Origin of the sequence: Bradyrhizobium ganzhouense (genome assembly GCF_049949285.1) — a bacterium.
Taxonomy (GTDB): domain Bacteria; phylum Pseudomonadota; class Alphaproteobacteria; order Rhizobiales; family Xanthobacteraceae; genus Bradyrhizobium; species Bradyrhizobium ganzhouense.
This window is the reverse complement of sequence record NZ_CP181318.1, coordinates 7,245,225-7,270,183: the sequence shown is the minus strand read 5'-3', so window position 1 is coordinate 7,270,183 and position 24,959 is coordinate 7,245,225. Positions and strand designations below refer to the sequence as shown.

At 64.2% G+C, this 24,959-nt stretch carries 26 protein-coding genes; 14 read left to right on the top strand and 12 right to left on the bottom strand.

What is annotated here, in order from left to right:
* Positions 1-4: 4 nt before the first annotated feature.
* From ptsP to dhaK, 3 genes are read left to right on the top strand one after another with little or no spacing between them, the layout of a single operon-like run.
* Positions 5-1,603, top strand: coding sequence for a phosphoenolpyruvate--protein phosphotransferase (gene ptsP, locus ACLFLU_RS33745; protein WP_426409022.1), 1,599 nt, complete (start codon positions 5-7; stop codon positions 1,601-1,603).
* On the top strand, positions 1,600-2,031 hold the full coding sequence (locus tag ACLFLU_RS33740; protein WP_426409021.1) for a hypothetical protein: 432 nt from the start codon (positions 1,600-1,602) through the stop codon (positions 2,029-2,031). The genes ptsP and ACLFLU_RS33740 overlap by 4 nt, the downstream gene beginning before the upstream one ends.
* Positions 2,032-2,070: 39 nt before the next feature.
* A complete protein-coding gene (dhaK, locus tag ACLFLU_RS33735) occupies positions 2,071-3,060 on the top strand; it encodes a dihydroxyacetone kinase subunit DhaK (protein ID WP_426409020.1) in 990 nt (329 codons plus the stop codon).
* Between the two features lie 10 nt (positions 3,061-3,070).
* Here dhaK and ACLFLU_RS33730 read toward each other — a convergent pair whose 3' ends face one another.
* The 7 genes from ACLFLU_RS33730 to ACLFLU_RS33700 all read right to left on the bottom strand — a co-directional run bounded on the left by ACLFLU_RS33730 (position 3,071) and on the right by ACLFLU_RS33700 (position 8,011).
* Entirely contained in the window at positions 3,071-3,868 is a 798-nt protein-coding gene (locus ACLFLU_RS33730) for a carbohydrate ABC transporter permease (RefSeq protein WP_426409019.1), read from the bottom strand.
* A complete protein-coding gene (locus tag ACLFLU_RS33725; RefSeq protein ID WP_426409018.1) occupies positions 3,865-4,743 on the bottom strand; it encodes a carbohydrate ABC transporter permease in 879 nt (292 codons plus the stop codon). The genes ACLFLU_RS33730 and ACLFLU_RS33725 overlap by 4 nt, the downstream gene beginning before the upstream one ends.
* 243 nt (positions 4,744-4,986) lie before the next feature.
* The gene (locus tag ACLFLU_RS33720) at positions 4,987-5,220 is read right to left on the bottom strand and encodes a hypothetical protein (protein WP_426409017.1); all 234 of its coding nucleotides are present in this window, start codon (positions 5,218-5,220) and stop codon (positions 4,987-4,989) included.
* Positions 5,221-5,247: 27 nt separating this feature from the next.
* Positions 5,248-5,718, bottom strand: coding sequence for a DUF302 domain-containing protein (locus tag ACLFLU_RS33715; RefSeq protein ID WP_426409016.1), 471 nt, complete (start codon positions 5,716-5,718; stop codon positions 5,248-5,250).
* A gap of 10 nt (positions 5,719-5,728) precedes the next feature.
* Positions 5,729-6,277, bottom strand: coding sequence for a c-type cytochrome (locus tag ACLFLU_RS33710; protein ID WP_426409015.1), 549 nt, complete (start codon positions 6,275-6,277; stop codon positions 5,729-5,731).
* Positions 6,264-7,448 carry a sulfite dehydrogenase gene (gene soxC / locus ACLFLU_RS33705; protein WP_426409014.1) on the bottom strand — a complete coding sequence of 395 codons (1,185 nt, stop codon included), beginning with the start codon at positions 7,446-7,448 and terminating at the stop codon, positions 6,264-6,266. The genes ACLFLU_RS33710 and soxC overlap by 14 nt, the downstream gene beginning before the upstream one ends.
* 224 nt (positions 7,449-7,672) lie before the next feature.
* Positions 7,673-8,011 carry a carboxymuconolactone decarboxylase family protein gene (locus ACLFLU_RS33700; RefSeq protein WP_426409013.1) on the bottom strand — a complete coding sequence of 113 codons (339 nt, stop codon included), beginning with the start codon at positions 8,009-8,011 and terminating at the stop codon, positions 7,673-7,675.
* Between the two features lie 103 nt (positions 8,012-8,114).
* Between ACLFLU_RS33700 and ACLFLU_RS33695 the strand changes: the two genes are divergently transcribed.
* Positions 8,115-9,098, top strand: a complete 984-nt coding sequence (locus tag ACLFLU_RS33695) for a cupin domain-containing protein (protein ID WP_426409012.1) — start codon at positions 8,115-8,117, stop codon at positions 9,096-9,098.
* Here ACLFLU_RS33695 and ACLFLU_RS33690 read toward each other — a convergent pair.
* A complete protein-coding gene (locus ACLFLU_RS33690; protein WP_426409011.1) occupies positions 9,061-10,848 on the bottom strand; it encodes a peptide ABC transporter substrate-binding protein in 1,788 nt (595 codons plus the stop codon). The two genes, ACLFLU_RS33695 and ACLFLU_RS33690, sit on opposite strands and share 38 nt — an antisense overlap.
* Positions 10,849-11,168: 320 nt before the next feature.
* Between ACLFLU_RS33690 and ACLFLU_RS33685 the strand changes: the two genes are divergently transcribed.
* Positions 11,169-13,490 carry a molybdopterin guanine dinucleotide-containing S/N-oxide reductase gene (locus tag ACLFLU_RS33685; RefSeq protein ID WP_426409010.1) on the top strand — a complete coding sequence of 774 codons (2,322 nt, stop codon included), beginning with the start codon at positions 11,169-11,171 and terminating at the stop codon, positions 13,488-13,490.
* Positions 13,491-13,706: 216 nt separating this feature from the next.
* Here ACLFLU_RS33685 and ACLFLU_RS33680 read toward each other — a convergent pair whose 3' ends face one another.
* On the bottom strand, positions 13,707-14,144 hold the full coding sequence (locus ACLFLU_RS33680) for a hypothetical protein (protein WP_426409009.1): 438 nt from the start codon (positions 14,142-14,144) through the stop codon (positions 13,707-13,709).
* Between the two features lie 274 nt (positions 14,145-14,418).
* On the opposite strand from ACLFLU_RS33680, the gene ACLFLU_RS33675 reads away from it, so the two are divergent.
* Positions 14,419-14,613, top strand: a complete 195-nt coding sequence (locus ACLFLU_RS33675) for a hypothetical protein (protein ID WP_426409008.1) — start codon at positions 14,419-14,421, stop codon at positions 14,611-14,613.
* 52 nt (positions 14,614-14,665) lie between these two features.
* Here ACLFLU_RS33675 and ACLFLU_RS33670 read toward each other — a convergent pair whose 3' ends face one another.
* The 3 genes from ACLFLU_RS33670 to ACLFLU_RS33660 are packed head-to-tail and all read right to left on the bottom strand — an operon-like array spanning position 14,666 to position 17,332.
* On the bottom strand, positions 14,666-15,541 hold the full coding sequence (locus ACLFLU_RS33670; RefSeq protein WP_426409007.1) for a polysaccharide deacetylase family protein: 876 nt from the start codon (positions 15,539-15,541) through the stop codon (positions 14,666-14,668).
* Between the two features lie 29 nt (positions 15,542-15,570).
* Positions 15,571-16,656, bottom strand: coding sequence for an LLM class flavin-dependent oxidoreductase (locus ACLFLU_RS33665; RefSeq protein WP_426409006.1), 1,086 nt, complete (start codon positions 16,654-16,656; stop codon positions 15,571-15,573).
* Between the two features lie 31 nt (positions 16,657-16,687).
* The gene (locus ACLFLU_RS33660) at positions 16,688-17,332 is read right to left on the bottom strand and encodes a FadR/GntR family transcriptional regulator (RefSeq protein WP_426409005.1); all 645 of its coding nucleotides are present in this window, start codon (positions 17,330-17,332) and stop codon (positions 16,688-16,690) included.
* Positions 17,333-17,504: 172 nt separating this feature from the next.
* On the opposite strand from ACLFLU_RS33660, the gene ACLFLU_RS33655 reads away from it, so the two are divergent.
* The 8 genes from ACLFLU_RS33655 (at position 17,505) to ACLFLU_RS33620 (ending at position 24,956) form a co-directional block, all read left to right on the top strand.
* On the top strand, positions 17,505-18,683 hold the full coding sequence (locus ACLFLU_RS33655) for a zinc-dependent alcohol dehydrogenase (protein WP_426409004.1): 1,179 nt from the start codon (positions 17,505-17,507) through the stop codon (positions 18,681-18,683).
* Positions 18,684-18,729: 46 nt separating this feature from the next.
* Positions 18,730-19,173, top strand: coding sequence for a hypothetical protein (locus tag ACLFLU_RS33650; protein WP_426409003.1), 444 nt, complete (start codon positions 18,730-18,732; stop codon positions 19,171-19,173).
* 31 nt (positions 19,174-19,204) lie between these two features.
* A complete protein-coding gene (locus ACLFLU_RS33645) occupies positions 19,205-20,188 on the top strand; it encodes a quinone oxidoreductase family protein (RefSeq protein WP_426409002.1) in 984 nt (327 codons plus the stop codon).
* Positions 20,189-20,287: 99 nt separating this feature from the next.
* Entirely contained in the window at positions 20,288-21,166 is an 879-nt protein-coding gene (locus tag ACLFLU_RS33640; protein WP_426409001.1) for a branched-chain amino acid ABC transporter permease, read from the top strand.
* A complete protein-coding gene (locus ACLFLU_RS33635) occupies positions 21,166-22,164 on the top strand; it encodes a branched-chain amino acid ABC transporter permease (RefSeq protein ID WP_426409000.1) in 999 nt (332 codons plus the stop codon). Before ACLFLU_RS33640 ends, ACLFLU_RS33635 begins: the two co-directional genes overlap by 1 nt.
* Complete coding sequence (locus tag ACLFLU_RS33630; RefSeq protein WP_426408999.1) at positions 22,161-22,925, top strand: ABC transporter ATP-binding protein; 765 nt, start codon at positions 22,161-22,163, stop codon at positions 22,923-22,925. Before ACLFLU_RS33635 ends, ACLFLU_RS33630 begins: the two co-directional genes overlap by 4 nt.
* Entirely contained in the window at positions 22,915-23,646 is a 732-nt protein-coding gene (locus tag ACLFLU_RS33625) for an ABC transporter ATP-binding protein (RefSeq protein WP_426408998.1), read from the top strand. Before ACLFLU_RS33630 ends, ACLFLU_RS33625 begins: the two co-directional genes overlap by 11 nt.
* A gap of 35 nt (positions 23,647-23,681) precedes the next feature.
* Positions 23,682-24,956, top strand: coding sequence for an amino acid ABC transporter substrate-binding protein (locus tag ACLFLU_RS33620; protein WP_426408997.1), 1,275 nt, complete (start codon positions 23,682-23,684; stop codon positions 24,954-24,956).
* The last annotated feature ends 3 nt before the right edge of the window (positions 24,957-24,959 follow it).

Below are 24,959 nucleotides of genomic sequence, written 5' to 3'. Positions count from 1 at the left end.
AATCGTGGGCGAGATCCATCTCACCGGCCGCCCCGCCTCGCCAGGTCTCGCCATCGGCCCGGTCGCCGTGCTGACGAGTGCCGTGGTGCGCAGAGCGGTGAAGGGCGATCCCGCTCAGGAGGCCGCAGCGCTGAAAGCAGCGATCGAGCGGGCAGCAGCGGAGCTCGTCGAGCTGATTGCGACGGTTCATGGCGAGGCCGCTGAGATTCTGGAGTTCCAGGTCGCGATGCTCGGCGACGACGCGCTTGCGGAGGGGGCCTACGAAGCTGTTGCAGGCGGTGCGGCGGCCGATGAAGCCTGGCGCGCGGCGCTCGACGCGGAGATCGCCGGCTATCGCGCGGCGGATGAGGAATATTTCCGGGCCCGTGCCGCCGATCTGGTCGATATCCGCGACCGCGTGCTCGCGGGTCTGAATGGTGCTGATGCGATTGCAAAGATCTCGGGCGATTCCGTCGTCATGGGTGATGACATTTCGCCGTCGACGTTTCTGGCTGTCGACTGGGCCCGTGGTGGCGCCATTGCCCTGGCTAGTGGATCGCCGTCGTCGCATGTCGCGATGCTCGCGCGGGCGCGCGGCGCTCCCATGGTGGTCGGATTGGGGCCGTTGCCATGGAACGGACAGCCGCCGTCACTGGCGCTGGTCGACGGCGACGCCGGCACCGTGATCTTTGATCCCAAGCCCGAAACGCGCCGCCTGTTCGAGCACCGCATGGCGGCCGCGAATGCCGCGCAGATTGCTGCCGATGCCGGCCGCCTGAAGCCGGCGCTGACGGCCGATGGCCGGCGCATCGCCGTCCTTCTCAACGTCGCCGCGCCCGAAGACCTCGCAGGCCTCGATCCGGCTATTTGCGACGGCATCGGCCTCGTGCGGACGGAGTTTCTGTTCGAGGGATCGAGGGGCTTGCCCGACGAGGATGCGCAACATGCGGTCTATCGGCGCATTCTCGAATGGGCTGCGGGACGGCCTGTGACGATCCGCACCCTCGATGCCGGCGGCGACAAGCCGATCGCCGGCTTGACGGTCGATGGCGAGCGCAATCCATTCCTGGGCCTGCGCGGGATCCGCCTCTCGCTTGCACGGCCGGAGGTGTTTCGCGTGCAGTTGCGGGCGCTGTGCCGTGCAGCCGTTCATGGGACGCTGAAAGTGATGCTGCCGATGGTCGCGATCCCCGCAGAGCTCGATCGCGCCAACGCCATGCTGGATGCGGAGTTTGCGGCCCTCACGGCAGAAGGCATCGCCTGCGCCCGGCCGCCGCTCGGCATCATGGTCGAGGTGCCGGCGGCAGCGCTATGCGCGGAGGACTTTGGCGCGGCGTTCTATTCCATCGGGTCGAACGACCTGACCCAATATACGATGGCTGCGGCGCGCGACATCAGCGCTGTTGCCGACCTCAACGACGCCGGTCATCCGGCCGTGCTGGCGCTGATCGCGCGGACAGTCGAGGCCGGGCGCAAGCGCGGCGTCGAGGTCTCGCTCTGCGGCGATGCCGCGGCCGATACGCGCTTGACGGCGGCGCTTCTGGCGACAGGCCTGACGACCCTCTCGGTCTCGCCGATTGCGGTGGCTCGGCTCAAGGCCGCCATCGCCGGGGTGACCGTATGACTGATGATGCAGGCGAAGACACGAGCCGGCCCGGCGACAGCAATGTCGCAGATTACAAGCTCATCCTGCGGCGGGCGCTCGACAACCGGCCGTCCGGGACGCGGTTGAAGCTCGCGGCGGCGCTCGGCAAGAACCGCTCCTTCGTGAGCCAGATCACCAATCCGGCCTATCTGGTGCCGATTCCGGCAAAGCATGTTCCCATCATCTTCGAGGTCTGCCATCTCGCAGGTGCCGAGCGTGCGGCTTTCCTCGAAGCCTATGGGCGCGCGCATCCGGGGCGGCTGCGCGGAGCCCATCGCGAGGCGCGCACCCGTGTCGTTACCGTGACGGTGCCCGATCTCGGTGACGACAAGAAGAATCGCGCGCTCGAGCAGCTGATCGTCGACTTCGCTGCTCAGCTCGCGCGCTACGCCGAAAGCATCGGCTGACGAATTCGAAACGCAAAAAAAGATAACCGGGAGGACGCCATGAAAAAGCTGATCAACAGCACCGACACGGTGCTCGAAGAGAGTCTCGACGGGTTGGCGGCTGCACATGCCGATATCCTGCTGCTCGGCGCCGAGCGGAAGTTCGTGCGCCGCCGTACCCTGAAGCCGGGCAAGGTTGCGCTCATCTCGGGCGGCGGCTCCGGCCATGAACCGCTCCATGCGGGGTTCGTCGGCGTCGGCATGCTCGATGCCGCGTGTCCGGGCCAGGTCTTCACGTCGCCGACGCCGGATCAGATGATCGAGGCGGCGGAGGCCGTCGACACCGGGGCAGGCGTGCTCTTCATCGTCAAGAACTACGAAGGCGACGTGATGAATTTCACCATGGCCGCCGAGATGGCCGGGCGCGGGATCGTCAGTGTGGTGACCAACGACGACGTCGCGGTCGAGAAATCGACCTACACGACCGGCCGCCGCGGCGTCGCAGGCACGCTGATCGTGGAGAAGATGATCGGCGCTGCGGCCGAAAAAGGCATGCCGCTCGCCGCGCTCAAGACGCTCGGCGATGACGTCAATCGCCGCACCCGTTCGATGGGCGTGGCGCTCCTGCCGTGCACCGTTCCGGCGGCCGGCCGGCCGAATTTCACGCTGGCTGACAACGAAATGGAAATGGGCGTCGGCATTCACGGCGAGCCGGGTCGCCGCAGGGTGCCGCTGGGATCTGCCGATGCGATTGCGGCCGAGATGCTCGACGCGATCCTGGGTGATCTCGCACCCAGCAAGGGCAGCGAAGCCCTGCTTCTCATCAACGGGTTCGGCGCGACGCCTCTGATCGAGCTCTATTTGATGGCCAACAGCGCCAAGCGCATTCTGGACGGAGCCGGGATCACGGCGACGCGCTTCCTGACCGGATCCTATGTGACGTCCCTCGACATGGCCGGTGCCTCGATTACCGTCTCCGTGCTCGACAGCCAGTCAAAGGAATTGTGGGACGCTCCCGTTCATACCGCGGCGCTACGCTGGGGCATCTGATCGATACGGCTTACGTGCGGATCACAAAGCCCTTGGCGAGATGGTTCCGCACAAAATAGATCATCGCTACCCCCGGCACGAGCGCGAGCACGGTCATCGCCATGACGAGGCCGAAATCGGTTCGGAAGCCGAACAGCGCGTTGATGGCCATGGTGATCGGCTTGCCGCCGGTCGTCGTCAGGATGCGCGCCAGCACCACCTCCACCCAGGAGAAGATGAAGCAGAAGAACGCGGTCACACCGATGCCCGGCGCGATGGCCGGAACGAGATGGCGGAAGAAGAAGCTGGGAAGCGAATGGCCGTCCAGAAAGGCCGTCTCGTCGAACTCGCGCGGCACTGATGCGATAAAGCCCTCCAGGATCCAGATCGAGATCGGGATGTTGAAGACGCAGTGAACCAGCGCGATGCCGACCGGGGTATTTTCCAGGCCTACTTGCGCAAACAGAACGAAGATCGGCAGCGACAGTACGACGGTCGGGGTGATGCGGAACACCAGCAGCAGGAAGAACAGCTGCCGGTCGCCGACGAAGCTGTAGCGCGCGAACGCATAGGCGGCCGGCAATCCGACGCCGAGACAAAGCGCGACGTTGAGCACGACGTAGATGATGGAGTTCAGAATCGCTTCCTTCAGAAGCGGCGAATGAAGGATGTTCTGGTAGTTGACGAGGCTGAAATGCCCTTCCGCGATCCCCGCTCTCGGAAGCGTCGAGACGAAGCTCGTGATGATGGTCTGCGCCAGCGGCACCAGGACGAAGGCACCGACCATTGTGAACAACGCGATCCGTCCCAGGGATGACGGCGATTTCACTTGGCCGGCTCCATGGCGACCGGCGCTTGTGTGCTCGTCGCCGCCTTGAAAGTCCAGGCGACCGTCAGGACGATCAGGAAGTAGACGATCGAGCGGGCCGCGGACGGTCCGTAGTTGAAGGACTGGATCTCCTCGCCGAGGTCGAGGCTGAGAAATGCGGTGGCGCTATCGGGGCCTCCGGCATTGATGCGGAAGGCTTCGATATAGATCATGAAGCTGTCCATGAACCGAAGCAGCACGGCCATCGACATCACGGTTTTCATTTTCGGCAGCTGAATGAAGCGAAACACCTGCCATGGCGACGCGGCGTCGATGGCGGCGGCCTGATAGTAGGCGGGCGGAATGCTGGAGATGCCGGCATAGGCCAGCACGACGACAAGACCCAGCCAGTGCCAGGTGTCCATCACCACCAGCACGATCCAGGTGTGCAGGGCATTGAACTTGTAGTCGAAGCCGAAACCCAGCCAGGCCATCATCCGGCCGGCGAGACCGATATTGGGATTGATGAAGTTGAGCCAGATCACCGGGATCATGTTCCAGGGCACCACGAGCGGCACGGTGATCAGAACGAGGACGGTGCTGACGACGAAGCGATGCGATCGTTGCAGCAAAAGCGCAATCCAGACGCCGAGCGGCAGCTGGATCGACAGCACGATGGCCGAGAACAGAAAACTTCGCCCCAAGCTCGCGTAGAATCGCTCCGAGGTGACGATGTTCCGGTACCAGTCGACGCCGACCCAATAGGGGTTGTTCAGGCTGAACAGGTCCTGAAAGGAGTAATTGGTGACGGCGACCAGAGGGAGGATTCCGACGAAGGTCACGATGACCAGGGCAGGCAGCACCAGGAACCAGGCTCTGTTGTCGTATGGCTTCATTTCAGACAATTGCAACGGGGACACGCCCGGGCACGAAAAAGGCCTCGGTTGACACCGAGGCCCTTTCAGCATTCCGGATCAAGCCAGAACTAGCCTGCCAATTGACTGAAGTCCAAGAGATGGCAACGCAGCCCAGTTCCGCGCGGCGATCATGTGTCGTCAGTGCGGGTTGCGTCCATCGTCCGGATCGCTCTCCGGCTCCTGAATCAGCACCACGGGTTCGTCGTAGCCCTTGCGGCTGCTCTAGAACACCAGCGCCATCAGGCCGGCGCCGACGACCAGCGAGAACACCACGCCGAGCACCAGCGCGACATAGCCCGCCTCAGGCACCTTGGTGTCTGTGCTGGTCCAGCCGAGATAGCCGAGAACGCAGGCGGCGATGAGCAGGGCGGACAGGACCGCGATGACGACCCATCTGGAGAGCTTGCCGCCTCCGGGGCTGGATGGCGCGGTCGACTGATTATCGGTGCTGGTCATGGGCCTCTCCTCGGGCGCGCGACGCGCTTATGGCGCAGTGGCCTTGGTCGCGATGGCATGCAGCGCAGCCGTCATCGCGGTGACGGCGGCCTTGGCCGGTTCGCCGATGCCGTGACGGCCGGCGAGATAGGCCGGATCGTTGTAGGACAGCCAGGTCGTGCCCTGGTCGTCCTGCCAGACCAGCGCCTTCAACGGCAGGTCGATGCCGACAGTCTGCGCCTGCTGCATCAACGGCGTGCCGCCCTTGGCATTGCCGAAGATCAGAAGGTCCGTCGGCCGCAGCTTCAGGTCGACCGCGGTCGCACCCGCGGCGTGATCGACATGGGCAAACACGGTCAGGCCCTTGGCCTTCACCTCGGCCTCCAGCCGCTTCATCGTGTCCTCAGGTCCGAAGTTGCTCTTGATGGTGATGAGTCCGTCTGTGGCCATGGCTTGTGTCTCCCATGAACATATGGTTGCGATTAGAGCGACGATCCTGATCAGTACCGAAAGCCTCATCGTCGCCCGCTCACTTGTTGTGGAATAGCCGGGCCGGGTCGAATTCCGGCTCTGGAATGAAGCCGTCGCGATTGGGCATCTTGATCTTCGGCAGACTGTCCTTGTCGACCTTGCCGTCGGCGGGAACAATGCCGTTGAGGCTCAAGATGTAGGCGGTGACGGCGTAGGTCTCGTCGGTGCTGAGCGAGCCTGGCGTCGGATACGGCATCGCGCGATGGATGTAGTCGAACAGCGTCGTTGCATAGGGCCAGAAGCTGCCGACGGTCTTGACCGGCATGTTGGAGGCGAGCGTGCCCTGTCCGCCGGCGAGACGATCCTTGATGCCGCCCTGACCGTTCTCGCCGTGACAGGCCGAGCAATAATCCGAGAACACTTGCTTGCCTTGTGCGACCGTGCCGCTGCCGTCAGGCAGGCCTTTGCCGTCAGGCCCGACATCGATATCCCACAGCTTGATCTCGGCTGGCGTTGCCGGGCGTCCGAAATCGAAGGCAAAGGCGGGGCCGGTGAGTAGGCCGACAGCGAGGATGCCGGCGAGAAACAGCTTGTCATGCGAGGACATTGCGAACCCTCCCGGCCTCGTCGATGCTCCAGGTCTGCTGGGCGTTGTAGTGAAACAGCGCGTTGGTCCCCATCGCAGCGATGAAGGACTGCCGGTCCGGCTGGACATTGCCCTGCTCATCGGTCGAGCGGCTCACGATCCTGGTCGGCTTGCCGTCCCAGACCCAATCCATCTGGAAGCGGACCTGCGCCTTTGACAGCACCGGTTGACTCAATTGCGCCTGGGCCCAGGTCCTGGCGCCATCAGTCGAGATCTCGACCTTGGCGACCTTGCCATGGCCGCTCCAGGCAAGGCCGGAGATGCTGACGTAGCCAGGCTGGATCTGCATCATGCCCGACGGCTGGGTGATGACGGAGTTGGTGTCCATCCTCAATTGGAATTGCCGCGCCTTGCCGTCTGCCAGCAACTGCGTGTAGCGCGCCGTCTCCCAGCGCGTCATCCAGGGCGCGTTGCCGAATTTGAGGCGGCGCAGCCATTTGATGTTGAGGTTGCCCTCGAAGCCCGGCATCACCAGCCGCATCGGAAAGCCGTGCGCGGGCCGCAACGGCTCACCGTTCTGCCCGTAAGCAACGAAAGCCTCGTTCACGATCTCGCCGGTGAGGGGAATGCTGCGGTCGACGCCGGCGCCGTCGCCTCCTTCCGCCAGCATCCAGGTCGAGCCCTTGTCCTTGGCGACGAGGTCGATCAGGAATTTGAGCGGCACGCCGGTCCATTCGTTGGTGCTGACGAGACCGTGCGTGTTCTGCACCGTCAAATCGGGATCGGCCTTCTTCCAGTTCTCCCAGCCGTTGCCGGTGCATTCGATGAAGATCACCCGCGAGACCGACGGCATCCGCTTGAGATCGTCGACGCTGAAAACCAGCGGCTTGCCGACCATGCCATGGATGAGGAGCCGGTGCTGTGCGGGATCGATATCGGGCACGCCGGAATGGCTGCGCTCGTAGTGCAGATCGGTCGGCGTGATGTTGCCGACCAGCTTCTGATGCGGTGTCTTGGAGTTGATCGCATCGCTGGGGTCGATGTTGCGCTTGCCGGGTGTGGACTCCGGGATCCGATCGATCTTGGCGAAGCGGGATCGCTCGCTGTGCGCGCTGAGATCAGCACCAGGCCCGCGATCGGGAACGTCGGCCAGCGATTCCGCATTGGCCACCTCGGTCGCGGCGACGCTCAAAATGCCCGCCGACAGGCCTCCCACAAAGCCCCGACGCGAAACGCTCGCGGAGCGTGGCGATAAATCAATTGGCGCCTTGGACGTCATGCGACCTCCCGCTGATAATCGTGTGATTTGGAAAACCGGATCGCCTTGATGTCGTGACATTTACCGCATGCCGCGACGATTGCTCGTTAGGTTGTGTTAGAAGGAGTGAGCGTTGACGCGCTCACTCCTATTGTCGTTCAAGCTTCCTTGAAGGCCTCGTGCGCACGTGTCGCGTAGACCAGCGCGGCGCCGGCATTGACCGAGATCGCAGTGCCGAGCGCCTCGGCAAGCTCGCCTTCCGTCGCCCCGTGCTTCTTCGCTTCGGCGGCATGGACGGTGATACAGCCGTCGCAACGCAGGCTGATGGCGACGGCGAGCGCGATCAGCTCGCGCGTCTTGGCGTCGAGGTGTGCGGTCTTGGCGCCCGCGCCGCTCAGGGTCGCGTAGCCCTTGACCGTCTCCGGTGACAGCTTCCCGATCTCGCCGACGCCGGCGACGACCTGCCGGCGATAGTTGTTCCAGTCGAGCATGGCCATGTTAACCTCCATTGGTCTCCTGGCCTCTAATGTGCCGGCGGTTGCCGTGCCGGGAAATGGCCGGGCGGCTCGAGCACATGTCCGGGCGGATCAAGGAGTGCGAATGTCGGAGGCTGAAGCAGCCGAATTGTTGAAGGCGATGGTGCCGCTGTTCAGGATCCGCCCCGTGATTGACGATTCCTGCAGGTTCGGCGGCGCTTGGGAGTCGCTGCACGCGCCGAATGGCAGGGGATGGGCGCAATTCCACATGGTAACGCGCGGCTCATGCGTCGTCGAGAGGCCGGGCCTGGGCGCGCAAAGGCTGGAGGCCGGCGACATTCTCCTGCTGCCGCACGGAGACAGTCACCTGGTGCGAAGCGAGGTGAGGGGCGTTGCAGGGCGGGTTTCGACCGAAGTCCGAAACGGTGTCCGCCAGCGCGCCACACTTGATGCCGCCGTTGATACCGAGCTGCTCTGCGGCCGCTTCCTGTTCGAAACCTCAGACGAGAACCCTCTGATTGCGGCCCTTCCGGACGAGATCATCCTGCGCACGGCAGGAGAGCCGTTGCTGGAAAGGTTTCGGCGCCTGTTGCTCGATATCCGCGAAGAGCTGGATGTGGGGCGGGCCGGATCGGAGATGGTCGCGGCCGACCTCGCCAGAGCCCTGTTCGTCATGATGCTTCGCGATCATCTGACGGAGCAGGCTTCCGGAAATGGGACGCTTTCGCTATTGCAGGACCGCACGACGGCCCGCGTCGTGCTGGCGATCCTTGGCGATCTCGCCCGCGACTGGACGCTCGACGAGATGGCGGCGGTCGCGATCGCCTCGCGCGCAACGCTGGTGCGCGGTTTCCAGAAGCGCGCAGGCGTCGCGCCGATGACGTTCCTGTCCGATCTGAGATTGGCGATCGCGCGCAAGCGGCTCGCTGGCACGTCCGATCCGATCGCGAAGATTGCGGACGAGGTCGGATATGCGTCCGAGAGCGCCCTCAGCAAAGCCATCATGCGCAAATACGGCATGCGGCCCGGCGCGCTGAGACTAGCGGAGCCGGGTGTTCAGGCGACGGCCGTCAACTCCGATACCAGCTCGCCACATTCCACGTCGTGACGTCCCATCCCGAGATGTCGGTCATGAGGTTGTTGACGGCGCCGCCGGTGATGTAGCGCGACAGCAGCGGCAGGAAGATGTTGGCCTCACAGAAAATCTCATTGACCTTGATCAGCAGCGCGGCGCGCTTGATCGGGTCGAGCTCCTGTTGCGCGGCCTTGTAGGCCTTGTCCGCCTCGGGATCGGACCAACGCGAGACGTTGCGGCCGAGCCATTTGTTGTCCTTGTTGGCAATCTCCCAGGAGACGCATTGATTCAGGAACCGCTCCGGATCGGGCTGCGGCATCGTCGTGTTGTACATCTCGATGTCGCAATAGAATTTCGAATAGGTGTCGGGGTTGCCGACGTCCGACGAGAAGAACACCGATGCGGTGACCGATTTGAGCTCGATCTCGATGCCGGCTTTCTGGCAAGCCTGCTTGATGATGGCCTGCGTCTTCTGGCGTGGCGCGTTGATCGACGTCTGGAATACGTATTTGAGCTTCTTGCCGTCCTTCTCGCGGATGCCATCGGCGCCCATCTTCCAGCCGGCCTCGTCGAGAATCTCGTTCGCCTTGTCGACGTTGAATTCGTATTTCAGCTTGCTCGACTTGAACTGACCGGGCTGGTTGACGAAGCTTGCGGTTGCGACGGCGCCGCGGCCATAGATGAACTTCTGGATCCCGTCGCGGTCGATCAGCAGGTTGAGCGCCCGGCGCACCGCCGGATCGGACAGCGTCGGGTGTTTGGTCTTGGCGCTGGAGCGTTCGCTGTCGACCTCGGTCCAGGGGTCGGTCGTGTTGAGGATGATGAACTCGACGCCGCCTGAGATTGTGAACTCCACTTTGCCTTTGCCGCCGCTCTCCATGCGCTTGAGGATCTCGTCCTCCACCAGCAGGTTCCAGGCGTAGTCATATTCGCCGGTCTGCAGCACGGCGCGCGCTGCGGAGACTGCGTCGCCGCCGCCCTTGATCTCGAACGTATCGAAATACGGCTGGTTCTTGACGTGATAATCGGGATTGCGTTCGGCCCGAACCAAATCGCCCGGCTTGAACTCGACGAATTTGTAGGGACCGGTGCCGACCGGCTTCAGATTGCCCGGCGCGTCGCGCGACTTCGCGCCGACATAGTCGCCAAAGTGATGCTTCGGCAGAATCTGGCCGACCGAGCCCACGAAGGGATCGGCCCAGAACGGAGTTGGAGCCTTGAAGATCACCTTGACGGTGTGGTCGTCGATCTTCTCGACCGTAATATTCTGATAGGACCCCGTGGTGTAGGCGGCGGTGGCGAGATCCGCGGCGTAAGCCCACGTGAAGACGACGTCGTCGGCGGTGAAGGGCTTGCCGTCGTGCCACCGCACGCCCTGCTTCAGCTTCCAGATTACGGTGGTGCCGTCGGCGGAGAGACCGCCATTCGCCTTGGTCGGGACCTCGGCGGCGAGGCAGGGGATGAGGTTGCCTTCCTTGTCCCAGCCGGCGAGCGGCTCGAAAAAGACGCGCGAGGCGACCTGGTCCTTGGTGCCGAGCGCGAAATGCGGATTGAGCAGCGTCGGAGCCTGCCAGAGCAGGAGCTTGAGCGGACCGCCGCCGCCGGCCTTGGTCGGCTTGTAGGCCAGCGTGGCGTCGGCCATCGCCACGTCGTTCCAGAGCAGGATCTGGCTTGCGACGGGAGCAGCGATCCCGACCGCGGCCATGGTCTGGATGAACGCGCGTCGCGAGAGCGTGCCCTGCTTCACCTCGGCGACGAAGCCGCGGATGTCGTGTTCGTCCATCAGATGACCTCCAACCGTCAAAGAACAGTCGTCACCGGCACCCCATCATGTTGCATCAGGGACGAGGCGGCAATGCCGACAACGTCGGAAAGCCCTGCGGCGAAATGGCGGGTCGATGCCCAGTGCTGAGCGGCACACAACTCGGGATGACCAGTTGAGGGAGAGCGCGCCGCAGGCCGGCGTGCGATCTACGGGATGCGGCCATGCGCGCGGTTCCAGGCATCGGTAATCCGTTGCCCTCCACGCACGCGCCTCATTATATTGGCATCGTAGTTGCGACCGGAGCTGCCTGCGCGGTGCTCCGCGATGAGGGCCACGCGATGGACGATACGATTGGCTTCCCCGACCCCGGTCTCGACCTGTCGGACGGCTTCAAGCCGCACACCTCGCATTGGGGCGTGTTTTCCGCACGCAACAGCGCAGCCGGGCTGGAAGTGAGGGCCTATGCGGGCGATCCCGACCCGAACGGCATCATCGACAATTTCCCCGGCGCGTTGCGCCACCAGGCGCGCGTCGCCCAGCCCGCGATCCGTCGCGGCTGGCTCGAGCGCGGGCCCGGTCCCGACGACCGGCGCGGCCGCGACGAATTCGTCTCCGTCAGCTGGGAGAAGGCGTTGGATCTGCTCGGCGACGAGCTTATGCGCCTCCGCGACACGCGCGGGCCCGGCGCCGTGTTCGGTGGCTCCTATGGCTGGTCGAGTGCGGGCCGGCTGCATCACGCGCAGAGCCAGGTGCATCGCTTCCTCAACATCGCGATGGGCGGCTATGTCCGCTCGGTGAATTCCTACTCCTCGGGTGCGTCCTCGGTGCTGCTGCCGCAGATCATGGCGGGCTACGAGGACATCACCAAGCGCAATGTCACCTGGGAGCAGATCGCGGCCGAGACCGAGATCGTGCTCGCCTTCGGCGGGATGGCGCTGAAGAACTCGATGGTGGCCGGCGGTTCGATCAGCAAGCATGTCGAGCGCGGTGCGATGGAAGCAGCGCGCAAGCGCGGCTGCGCGTTCATCCTGATGAGCCCGCTGCGCGAGGACCTGCCGGTCGAGGCCGGCGCGGAATGGATGACCTGCATCCCAGGCACCGACACCGCGCTGATGCTCGGCATGGTCCACACGCTGGTCAGCGAAGGTCTGCATGATCAGGCCTTCCTCGATCGCTACACCGAGGGGTGGCCGGTGTTCTTGCGCTATCTCACCGGGGAGAGCGATGGGCAGGCCAAGGACGCTGCATGGGCCGCCGCGATCTGCGGCGTCGACGCGAACACCATCCGCACGCTGGCACGGCGCCTTGCCGGCAAGCGCGCGCTCATCACCGTCTCGCATTCGCTGCAGCGCGCCGAACATGGCGAGCAACCGGTTTGGATGGGCATGGTGCTGGCGGCAGCGCTCGGCCAGATCGGTCTTCCCGGCGGCGGCTACGCCTATTCGTTGGGCGCGATCGGCTACTATGGCCGCCGCGTCAACGACGTGCCGGGGCCGACGCTGGGGCAGGGCCGCAACGGCGTCCGTGATTTCATTCCGGTGGCGCGCATCGCCGATATGCTGCTCAACCCCGGCAGCACCTATCGCTACAATGGCGAGACGCGCACCTATCCGGACATCCGCCTGGTCTACTGGGCTGGCGGCAATCCCTTCCATCACCACCAGGACATCAACCGCCTGCGCAAGGCGTTCGCGAAGGTCGACACGCTGGTCGTGCACGAGCTCGCCTGGACCGCGACGGCGCGCCACGCCGACATCGTGTTGCCTTCGACGATGACGCTCGAGCGCGAGGACATCGGCTATTCCACCAATGATCCTTTGATGGTCGCCATGCACCGCATCGCCGAGCCGTTCGGGCTGGCGCGTGACGACTACGAGATCTTTGCCGACCTCGCCGATCGCCTGGGCGCGCGCGAACCCTTCACCGAAGGCCGTACCTCGCGGCAATGGCTGGAGCATCTCTACGAGCCGACCCGCGCCTCACTCGCCAAGCGCGGCCTGGAAGCCCCAAGCTTCGAGGAGTTCTGGCAGCGCGGCAGCCTGGTCGTGCCGCAGCAGCCTGATGATGGCGGCCGGCTGCGCAGTTTTCGCGAGGATCCGGTCGCGCACGCGCTGCCGACGCCGAGCGGACGCATCGAGATCTACTCCGCGAAGATCGCTGCTCATAACGATGCGGATTGTCCGGGACACCCGGTCTGGCTCGAGAAGAGCGACATGCCGAAGCCCGGCGCGCCATGCTTCCTCGTCGCCAACCAGCCGGTGACGCGGCTGCACAGCCAGCTCGACTTCGGCGGACATTCGCTTGCCGCAAAACATCGCGGCCGGGAGGTCGCGCGGATGAATCCGCGCGACGCTGACGCGCGCGGGATCGTCGATGGCGACATCATTCGCCTCTTCAACGAGCGCGGCGCCTGCCTGGCCGCGGTGAACGTTACCGACGGCATCGCGCCCGGCGTGGTGCAGCTGTCGACCGGCGCCTGGTACGACCCGATGGACCCGGAAGACGAGGCGCCGCTCTGCGTGCACGGCAATCCCAACGTGCTCACCCGCGACATCGGCACCTCGTCCTTTGCGCAGGGCTGCACCGGCCAGCTCACGGCGGTGGAGGTGGAGAAGTTCACCGGCAATCTGCCGCCGATCCGCGCGTTCGATCCGGTGTAGGAGCGCTTGCTACGCGCGTCCGGTGCGGGGCCTCAGCCAGGCCATGACCACGCTCTGCGGCGTCAGCCGACTGCGGGGCAGCGCGTGCCGTACGATTGCGCCCTTTGCAAAGGCTGTGGCCTGCTCGCCGGAGCGTCGCTGAGCCGGCGGAAGGGCCATCCACTCGCGAATGACGGCGCGTCGTATCCTGGATCTCAACATCTGCTGGTCTCCCGCTTACGCCGCCTGCTGGAAGGGATAGGCCTGCGAACGTCGCGCCAACAGCATGCTGCCACACGGATGCTCGGCGCCTTGCAGAACGATAAAGCCGTGCCTGCTCACGGCGGCGCGGAGATTGTCTTTCGCGGCCGGCTTCTGTGCATCGACCCAGATCGCGAGCACGGCACGCGGACTGAGGAAATTGTTGAGCCAGTCCATTGTCGTATCCAGCGCATTCAGCGTGCGCCGCCGCCAATCGACCAGCGCGACCTCATACTGGCCGGCCGGAACGCCGCAATTGCCTGCCGCAGCCGCCTGCAGGTACCCGCGGCGGTGCAGCGCCATCATCAATTCCATGCTTTTCGCGCCGATCACAATGATGCGCTGGCGCGCCGTGCAGCCCGTGATCGCCATCATCGGATCGAGGATCCTGTCGCCGACAAGAGGGGTAGACATGAGTTCACCGGTACGTTCGTTGCTGCCCGGCAGGAGAGGCCCGCCAGGCGTCACGCGAATGTGCGTGACGCCGCCGATATGGTGCCGGATGCAGTATGATTTCGAGATTGCCCCGGCGCTCGCCGTATATGAGCGGCATAGGATGCGATCTCGCCGCCAGGCAAAAACTTATGCCGCGCCTAAAACTGAAGGGTGCGATCCCCATCGAATTTAAATGCCGTCAGCGTCATCTTCCGGACGAATGCTGGCTTTGACACATGACCTGGAGGTCAAAATGTCCGCTTACCGTGCATTGATCGTCGGGCGACACGATCGAGCGATCGGCGTGATCCAACTGGATTGCAGCGATGATGACGCCGCTATCACCCGTGCCCAAAAGCTCGTCGACGGCCACGATATCGAGCTTTGGCAGATGGATCGGCCGGTCGCCCGATTCGATGCGCGATCCGGTGCGATGCGCCGGAAATAGTCCGCGGGCGCGCAAAGGAGGCGCGTGCGGCCGGCAGGCGCGGTCGCCTGCGTCAGACCCGCGTCATCTCGGCGCGATACCAGTCGCCGATCTCGCTCGCCGTCATCAGCGCGACGCCGTCATGGTCGATGACGTAGTCGAGCAGCTGTTCGAGGTATTTGATCCGGTGCGGCACGCCGGTGATGTAGGGATGGATCGAGATCGCCATCACCCGCGCATTGTCCGCGCCTTCGAGATACAGCCGGTCGAATTGATCGATGCCGCGCTTCAAGAACTGGTCCGACGGCAGATGCTGGAGCGCATGAACGACGATGTCGTTGGTCTCGACCGTATAGGGGATCGTCGTGATGGTGCCGTGTGGCGTCGCGATGTCCTGCGGCAGATCGTCGATCACCCAGTCCGCGACATAGTCGATGCCGTTGAGGCGCAGCAGGTCGAGCGTTTCCTCGGTCTCGGTCAGGCCCGGAGACTCCCATGAGCGCGGCGCGCGCCCGGTGAAGTTGGCGATGGTCTCGACCGATCGCTTGATCGCATCGGCCTGGTCGGGAAGCCGGTGCATCGGGCCCTGCATGAAGCCGTGCCCCATGAATTCGAAGCCGGCCTCGCGCGCGGCGGAAGCGACGCGCGGATAGGCGTTGCAGACATCGGCATTCGCGGCGAGCGTCACCTTCATGTTGCGATCCGTCAGCGCCTTGAATTGCCGCCAGAAGCCCGCGCGCATGCCGTATTCGTGCCATGACCAGTTCGGCACGTCAGGCAGCAGCGGCTGTCCCATCGGCGGGCTCAGGACGACGCGCGGCATCGCGTTCTCGATCCGCCACTCCTCGACATTGAGGATCACCCAGACCGCAAGCCGCTTGCCGTTCGGCAGCTTCAGCTTCGGCCGGTCGATCAGGGCCTGATAGGGAATGCGGTCACTGAGGGCCATCGTGAGCTTCCTGTCGTGCTGGGCTGAGACTATTTTGTACCGGCGGTGACGCGCGGCATCACCTGCTCGGCCATCAGGATCATCGAGCGGCGCCCAAGCTCGCGATCGCGCCAATCCTTGCCGGCATAGAGCAGCGTGCCGAATTCGCCGACCTCCTCCTGAAACGCCAGGATCTGGTCGGCAACGCTGTCGGGCGTGCCGTAGATGATCAGCTTCTCGCAGACGGATTCGAGCGTGACCTCGTCATCCGGCTGGTCACGTCGCGTCTTGAACAGCTCGATGCGCCCATTGCGCTTCAGCTTGGTGAAGAGCGAGCGGTAGTAATAGACGTAAGGGCTGTCGGGATCGGTGGCGTAAGCCTTGGCGGTCGCCATGTCCTCGGCGACGAACACGCTCTTTGCCACGCGCCAATTGCCGGAATCGACCGTCCTGCCGACGCGCTCGCAGCCTTCGACATATTTCGGCCAATGGCTCTTCACCCACTTCGGCATCAGGAAGTTGGCCGAGATCGGATCCCAGCCGCGCGCCGCGGCCTCAGTAACCCCTTTGGAGAACGGCGCGACGGCAGTGACGACGATCGGCGGATGCGGCCGCTGCAAGGGCTGCGCGATAAAACCCTGGCCGATGTCGGCCATCAGCGTCTTCTCGGTCGTGATGTTCCAGAACTGGCCCCTGATATCGTAGGGCGGTTCGCTCGCCCAGATTTGCAGCACCTGGTTGATCGCCTCGAGGAACATGGCGTTGCGGTCGCGCTCGAGCGTGCCGAACAGCTCGGCATCCGAGAGCAGGCCGCCCGGGCTGATGCCGAAGATCAGGCGGCCGTCGAGCATGTGGTCCAGCATCGCGATGGTGGCGGCGACGGTGGCCGGATGAACGTTCGGCATGTTGACGGTGCCGGTGCCGAGCTTGATCTGCTTCGTTGCAGCCGCAATCCAGGCCAGGAACGCGATGCATGAGGTGATGTTCTCGGCCCGGTCGGTGACATGCTCACCGACATAGGCCTCGCTGAAACCGAGCTCGTCGGCCAGCAGAAACGCCTCGCGGTCCTCCTGCAGGGACTGTCGCCAGTCCTTCTCCAGCGGATGGATCGGCATCGTGAAGAAGCCCAGTTTCATGGCCGGCACCTTGTTGTTTTTATGTGGGACATCAGGCCTGCGTTCCCATCAGCTTGTCCATTGTGGTTCGCAGATGCCGGCGCATCGCCTCCATCGCGCGCATGCGATCGCGCTGCTCGATCGCATCGATCAGCGCGTCGTGCTCGGCAAAGGAGGAATAATCCTCCGGCGGTCGCTCCGGCCTGGTGTCGAGCCATCGCCACACCACGGCGCGCCGGACGTCGTCGACTGTCCGATGAATCGCCGACAGCAGCGGATTTCCAGTTGCCTCCGCGATCAGGCGGTGCAGCCGCCCGTCCAGCGTCTCGTAGTCCTTCCACGTTTCGGCCTCGCGCATCTGCCGCGCCAGCACGCGCATGCCTTCGATCTGCTTGAAGGTGGCGTTGACCGCGGCGAGGCTGGCGATCTCCGGCTCCAGTACGAGCCTTGCCTCCATCGCGTTGCGCGGGCTGGTGCTGTCGCGCAGCGCGGCGAGATTGGCGCTGCCGTTGTCCGCGGGCGCGCGGATGAATGTGCCGCGGCCGACCTCGCGCGAGAGGCGGCCGTCGAGTTCGAGGCGCGCAAGCGCCTTGCGGATCTCGTTGCGTGAAACGCCGAATTGCGCCGCGAGTTGTCGCTCCGGAGGAAGGCGCGTGCCGGGACCGCCTTCAGTCAATCGAGCCAACAAATCGAACACGGGTCCAGTCCTCTCCCGCAACCAATATCAACCAATCTCTATTTCACGCCTATTGCGTTCACAAATGCAAGACCAAAACGACGGTGATGGAAGTTAGACGTTGACAGCAGTGGATTTGAAAGCGAGGCTCCAACCAATCAAAAAGCCAATTGTGAAATTGGTTGACCAATAGGTGAGGGTCGTTGCGATGGTCGAGGCTGCCAGCGTTCGCACGTCAACCGACATGCCGCTTCCTGATATGATGAAGGCCTGGGTGCTGGGCGACCCCGGCCAGCTGCGTCTCTCTGAAAAGCCGGTGCCGATGCCGAAGCGCGCGGAGGTGTTGGTGCGCATCGATGCGGTTGCGATCTGCGCAACGGATCTGGAGATCATCGAGCATGGCACGCCGGCGCTGATCCATGGCGGTCCGCCCTTCAACAAGAATTTCACGCCCGGCCACGAATATATGGGCACGGTCGCCGCGCTCGGTCCCGGCGTCGACGAATACAGGATCGGCGAGCGCGTCACGGTCGAGATCCATGCCGGCTGCGGGCAGTGCAAGCGCTGCCGGCAGGGCATGTACACCTCCTGCCACAACTACGGCCTGAACTACGGCGATGTCGACAAGGGCCATCGCGCCAACGGCTTCACCACCGATGGCGGCTTCGCCGAATATGCCGTCAACCACATCAACACGCTGTCGCGCGTGCCCGACGACATGAGCGACGAGGAGGCGACGCTGGTGGTCACCGCCGGCACCTCGATGTACGGCCTCACGGAGCTTGGCGGCCTCGTGGCCGGCGAGAGCGTGGTCGTCACCGGGCCGGGGCCGATCGGGCTTCTTGCAGTGGCCGTCGCCAAGGCGCTCGGCGCGAGCCCGGTGATCCTGTCGGGCACCCGCGATGCGCGGCTTGCCATCGGCACCAAGCTCGGTGCCGATCGCGTCGTCAACGTGCGAAACGAGGATCTCGTCTCTGTCGTCAAGGAGATGACGGGCCGCGGCGCCGATTATGTCGTCGAATGCGCCGGCACCGACACGGCGATCAACGAAGCCGCCAAGATGGTCAATCGCGGCGGAAAAATTTGCCTCGCCGCATTTCCGCACGAGCCGGTGCTCGCCGATATCGGTGCTCTCGTGAAGAACAACATCTATGTTTACGGCATCCGCGGCGAGGGCAAGAGCGCCACCCACCGCGCCATGGCGCTGATGGCGGAGAAGCGGTTCGACGCGACGCTGATCCACACCCATACATTCCCGCTCGCGGACCTGCCGATGGCGCTGCACTACGCGCGCAATCGTATCGACGACGCCATCAAGGTCGTGGTTAAGACCCGCGGCGGCGTCACCCAGACCAGGAAGGAAGTGGCGTGACGACGTCACTCCACGACAATTGCTAGCATCTGGAAGGAAACGGCTCATGTCGGACTCAAATCCCCGCGCTCATTGGCCCGTCGAAGTGCAGCGCGAATACGAGGAAGGGCGCAACAGCGGCTGCGTCGGCAGCGTGCTGGTGTCGGAGACCGATCGCGTGCGCGTCTGGCACCTGTCGATTGCGCCCGGCAAGCGCTGCGGCTTCCATCGCCACGTGCTGACCTATTTCTGGACTGCGCATAATCCGGGGAAGGCGCGCGGCTATTTCGAGGATGGCCGCATCGTCGATGTCGAGCATTTCAAGGGCGAGACCAGGCATCTCGCCTTCGGCGCCGGCGAGTACATGGTGCATGCGGTCGAAAACATCGGCACCACGGACCTGCTGTTCACCACGGTCGAGTTTCTCGACAGCGCCAACATGCCTCTCGCGGTGCCTGACAGCGTGCGGCTGAAGGCTCCGCACGGCGCTGACATCAAGATGGCATCGTAGCCCGGCAGGATTGGGACAAGGGAATTCTTGTATGGGTACGAAAGCCAAGGCAATTCGCGTGGCCGCGCAGGGCGGCCCTGAAGTTCTGAAGCTGGCGACGGTCGAGCTGGCCGCGCCCGGCAAGGGCGAGGTGTTGATGCGGCAGACCGCGATCGGCCTCAACTTCATCGACGTCTATTTCCGCGACGGCTCCTATGCGCTGGATCTGCCGGCTGGCCTCGGCGCGGAAGCCGCTGGCGTTGTCGAGGCCGTCGGCGAGGGCGTGACCGAGTTCAAAGCCGGCGACCGCGTCGCCTATGGCGGCTCGGCGCCGGGCGCCTATGCGACCCACCGCCTGATGCCGGCCGCACGCCTCGTTCCCATTCCGCAATCCGTGAGTGATGAGGCCGCCGCGGCCGTGCTGATGAAGGGCATGACGGCGGAGTACCTTTTGAACCGCTGCGTTGCAGTCAAGCCGGGGCAGCAGGTCCTGTTCTACGCGGCTTCCGGCGGCGTCGGTCTGATCGCCGGCCAATGGGGCAAGCATCTCGGTGCACGCATGATCGGCGTCACCAGCGGTGGGAAGAAGGCGGAGCTCGCGCTCGCGCACGGCTACGATGCGGTGATCGATCGCAAGACCGAACGCATCCCCGAGCAGGTGAAGGCGCTGACTGGCGGCAAAGGCGTCGCGATTGCCTATGATTCCGTCGGCAGGGACAGTTTTGAGGCGACGCTGGCCTCGCTCGCCCCGCGCGGCTTCTTCGTCACCTTCGGTGCGACCACCGGCGCGCCGCCGCCGCTCGAGGCGGCATTGCTCCAGAAGAACGGATCTCTCTATTATACGCGGCCGACGCTTGCGACCTACATCGCCGCGCGCGAGGATCTCGTGGCCTCGGCCGCCGCTGTGTTCGACCTGGTCGGCAAGGGCGTGATCAAGCCGATGATCGGGCATCGCTATGCACTGTCCGAGGCGGCGGTGGCGCACCGTGATCTCGAGGCCGGATCCACCAAGGGGTCGTCGCTGCTCATACCCTGACTATTCTGATGGAGGCGGACAGCCGCTTCCATGTGACTCTGCGAAAACGAAAACAAGAACGTCGGTTGCGTACGCAAACAGGAGGAGGGCCGGGAGCGGATGGGTCAAGTCGCAGGATTATTGCTCGATTCCATCGTATCAGGCGTTCTCGTCGGCGGCTTCTACGCCGCCATGGCGGTCGGCATCTCGATCGCGTTCGGCATGCTCGGCATCAGCAATATCGCCCATCCGGCGCTGATTCTGCTCGGCTCGTTCATCGCCTACGTGCTGAACTCCCAGTTCGGCTGGGATCCGATCCTGGTCGGCGTACTCGCGACCGTTCCGTTCTATTTTCTCGGCACGCTGCTCTACACCGCCTATGAATTCGCCTTCGAGCGGCGCGGTACGCAGCTGATCCGCGGCCTCGCGTTCTTCTTCGGCCTGCTCTTCATCACCGAGGTCGGCCTTCAGCTGATCTTTGGCGTCGACTACCGTCTGGTCGAGGCGCCCTATATCGGGCCGTCCTACAATATCGGACCGGTCTCGGTGCCGGTCCGGATGCTGATTCCGTTCCTGGCCTCCGTGCTGCTCCTGGTCGGCCTGCAAATCTTTTTCACGCGCACCTTCACCGGGCGCGCTATCATGGCCGTTGCCCAGGACAAGTTCGCGCTCCAATTGATGGGCGCGGCACCCGTCCGCATCAAGCGCATCGCCTTCGGGCTCTCTACTGCGACGGCGGCGATGGCCGGTGTCTTCCTCATCATTCTCCAGCCGGTCGAGCCGTCGATGGGCCGCGACTATATCGGGAGAATCTTTGCGATCTGCGTGCTCGGCGGGGTCGGCTCGTTGCCGGGCACCTTCATCGCGGCCGTGATCGTCGGCGTCGCCGAGAGCATCACGGCGACGTTCTACGGTCCGTCATGGTCGCCCGCGATCGCGTTCGGCTTCCTGCTGATTGCACTGGTGGTCAGGCCCGCCGGCCTGTTCGGGAGAGCCTGATGTCGAACGGGCGCTTCATCCTGCTTGCCTGCCTGGTCGGCGTCGCGCTGGTCGTAGCCAGCACGTTCGTGACCAACGAATATTATGTGTTCGCGGCGTACTTCGTCCTTCAATATGTCGTGCTGGCGACGGCCTGGAACATCCTGGGCGGCTATGTCGGCTACGTCAATTTCGGCACGACGGCATTCCTCGCCATCGGGCTCTACAGCGCCGCGGCGCTGAACAAATGGCTGGACCTGCCGATTCCGGTGCTGATCCCGATTGCAGGCGTGCTCTGCGGCGCCGTCGGCCTCGCCATGGGCTACCTGACGATCCGCCTGCGCGGCGTCTACTTCACCATCGCAACGCTGGCGCTCTCGGTCGTGGTCCAGACCTTCATCACAAATTGGGACTATGTCGGCGGCTCGCGCGGCATCTACATCATGCGGCCGACCGATGTTCCGGTGTTCGGCAGCTACGTCGCCTATCTATTCTTCGTGATGACGGTGCTCGCGGTCGCTTCCGTCGTCATCGCGCGCGTCATCGAACGCTCGACCTTCGGCTTCGGCCTTGCCGCCATTCGCGACGACGAAACGGCGGCTGCCGCATCCGGCGTTCCGGTGCTGCGGCTGAAGCTGGTCGCCGCGGCCATCAGCGGCGCGTTGATGGGCATGGCCGGCGCGCCGCTGCCGTTCTATTTGACCTATGTCGAGCCGACCTCCTCGTTCAGCCTCGCTTACACCGTCAACAGCGTCGCGATGCCGCTGGTCGGAGGCACCACGAGTTGGCTCGGGCCGGTGATCGGCGCGGTCCTGCTCGGCACCATGCAACAGGCGATGACGGTCTTGATTTCGTCGTCGGTCAATCTGCTCGTGGTCGGCGTGCTGCTCGTGATCTTCGTGATCGCCGCGCCGAACGGAATTCTGGGACTGATCCGGTCCTTAGGGGGCAAGAAGGTCGATCCCGAGACCAACCCGCTCGCAGCGATGCTCGTGACCGAGAAGCGGAGCAGCCAATGACGATCGAGGCGAGCCCAGCTGTGGCGAAGGAGCTGATCCTCGATGCACGCGGCATCACCAAGCGCTTCGGCGGCTTTGTCGCACTGAACAGTGTCGATCTCGCGGTCCGGCCCGGCGAGCGGCTCGGCTTGATCGGCCCTAACGGCTCGGGCAAGAGCACGCTGACCAACTGCCTGTGCGGCGCGCTGAAGACGGATGGCGGCTCGATTTCGTTCGCGGGCAGGGCGATCGATCATCTCTCGTCCTATCAGCGCGCGCGGCTCGGGCTTGGCCGCAGCTTCCAGCTGCCGCGGCCGTTCCACAGCCTGTCGCTGCTCGACAATTTGCGCATCCCGCTGGTCTACGCCGTCAACGCGCGCGGCGGCACGCATCTGACCGAGCAGCAGATCCGCGCGCGCAGCACGGAGCTGCTCGGCGAGTTCGGCCTTGGCGGCAAGCTGCATCGGCTGCCGGGCGATCTGACCCAGGTCGAGATGCGCAAGCTCGAGCTCGCGCGCGCCATGGCAACGGACCCGACGCTGCTGGTGTCGGACGAGGCCCTGGCGGGCCTGTCGCATTCGGAGGTGGATGAGATCCTGGCGCTGCTGCTCGCGCTCAACAAGCGCGGCGTCGCCGTGATCTTCATCGAGCACATCATGCGCGCCGTAATGGCATTCTCGGAGCGGCTCGTGGTGCTCGTCGCCGGCGAGAAGATCGCGGACGGTGCGCCGAAGGACGTGATCGCCGACGAGCGGGTGATAGGGGCGTATCTTGGCCAGTAGCATCCGCATCGACAACATCAATGCCGGTTACGGATCGGTGCGCGTCCTCCATAACGTGTCACTGAACGTTGGCGCCCGCGAGACGGTGACGCTGCTCGGCACCAACGGCAACGGCAAGAGCACGCTGATCAAGACCATCATGGGCGTCGTACGGCCGAGCTCAGGCCGCATCGTCGCGACCATCGACGGGAAAGACCACGATCTCATCGGCAAGGAGACCGAGGAGATCATCGACCTCGGCGTGGCGCTGGTGCCTGAGGGACGGCGGCTGTTTCCGCGCCTCACGGTCGAGGAGAATTTGCTGCTCGGCGCTTACCGTCCGACGGCGCGGGCGCGGCTGAAGGACAACATGGCCTATTGCTATGAGGCGTTCCCGCGGCTTGCGGAACGGCGCGCGCAGCTCGCCGGCACCATGAGCGGTGGCGAGCAGCAGATGCTGGCACTGGGACGCGCGCTGATGTCGGCGCCGAGCATCTTGATCGTCGACGAGCCCTCCGTCGGGCTCGCGCCGCTGTTCGTCAGCCGCACCATCGACATGATTGCGCAGCTGAAGGAGCGCTATCATCTGACCGTGCTGATGGCGGAGCAGAACTTTACGCAAGCCATGCGGATCGCCGACAAGGGCTATGTGATCGTCCACGGCGAGATCGCCTTCCGGGGCGAGAGCCCTGAAGAGATGCGGCAGAGCGACCTGATACGACAGCATTATCTCGGCATGTAGAACCCAAAACATAAAACAGGGAGGACGACGTGAGGATGTTTCGGCTGACTGGCTTGAGGGGCGTTGCACTGGCGCTCTCGACAATAATTGCCGCACTCTATGTGTCCAGCGATGCGGCGCGCGCGGCGGATCCGATCAAGATCGGCTTCGGCATCCAATTGACCGGACCGCTCGCCGGCAACGGCAAGGCGGCGCTGCTCGGCGCGCAGATCTGGGCCGACGAGGTCAACAAGGCCGGCGGCCTGATCGGCCGGCAGGTCGAGCTCGTGCCTTATGATGACCAGAGCAATCCCGGCCTCGTGCCCGGCATCTATTCCAAGCTGCTCGACGTCGACAAGGTTGATCTCTTGCTGTCGAACAACACCAACCAGACTGCGCCGGCGATGCCGACGATCATCCAGCACAAGCGGCTGATCATGGGCATGTTCGCGCTCGCCATCAACGAGCAGTTCAAATATCCCGGCTATTTCCAGATCCAGCCCTATGGTCCGAACGGCAAGGACTCGCTGACGCGCGGCTTCTTCGAGAACGCGATCGCGATGGACCCGAAGCCGACCACGGTGGCGCTGGTCGGCGCTGACGCGGAGTTCTCCAAGAATGCACTGGAAGGCGCCCGCATGCAGGCCAAGCGGCTCGGCCTCACCATTGTCTACGACAAGGTCTATCCGCCGACGACGGTGAATTTCACGCCGGTGCTGAAGGCGCTGCAGGCGACGTCGCCGGACCTGGTGTTCGTCGCGTCCTATCCGTCCGATACGGTCGGCATCATCCGCACCGCGCACGAGATCAATCTCGAGCCAAAGGTGTTCGGCGGCGCGATGGTCGGAACCCAATATGCCGCGATCAAGCAGCAACTCGGCGAGGCGCTGAATGGCGTGGTCTCCTTCGAGCAGTACATCCCCGAGCCGACCGTCAAATTCCCGGGGATCGAGGACATGCTGAAGAAGTACCAGGCCAAAGCGGCGGAGGTCGGCGTCGACGCACTCGGCTATTACGTGCCGGCGTTCGTCTACTCGGCGCTCCAGGTCCTCGGCGAGGCCGTGACCAAGACCGGCGGCGTCGATCAACAGAAGCTGATCAGCTACATCCATGGCAACACGTTCCAGACCGTGGTCGGCGACATCACCTTCGGTCCTGATGGCGAGTGGGTCGAACCGCGGATGTTCGCGGTGCAATTCCGCAACATCAAGGGCAACGACATCCAGCAGTTCACCCAGGCCGGCAAGGAAGTGATCATCTTCCCGCCGAAGTACAAGTCCGGCGACCTGGTTTATCCTTTCGCCAACGCCCAGAAGGCCGCGCAGAACTGAACC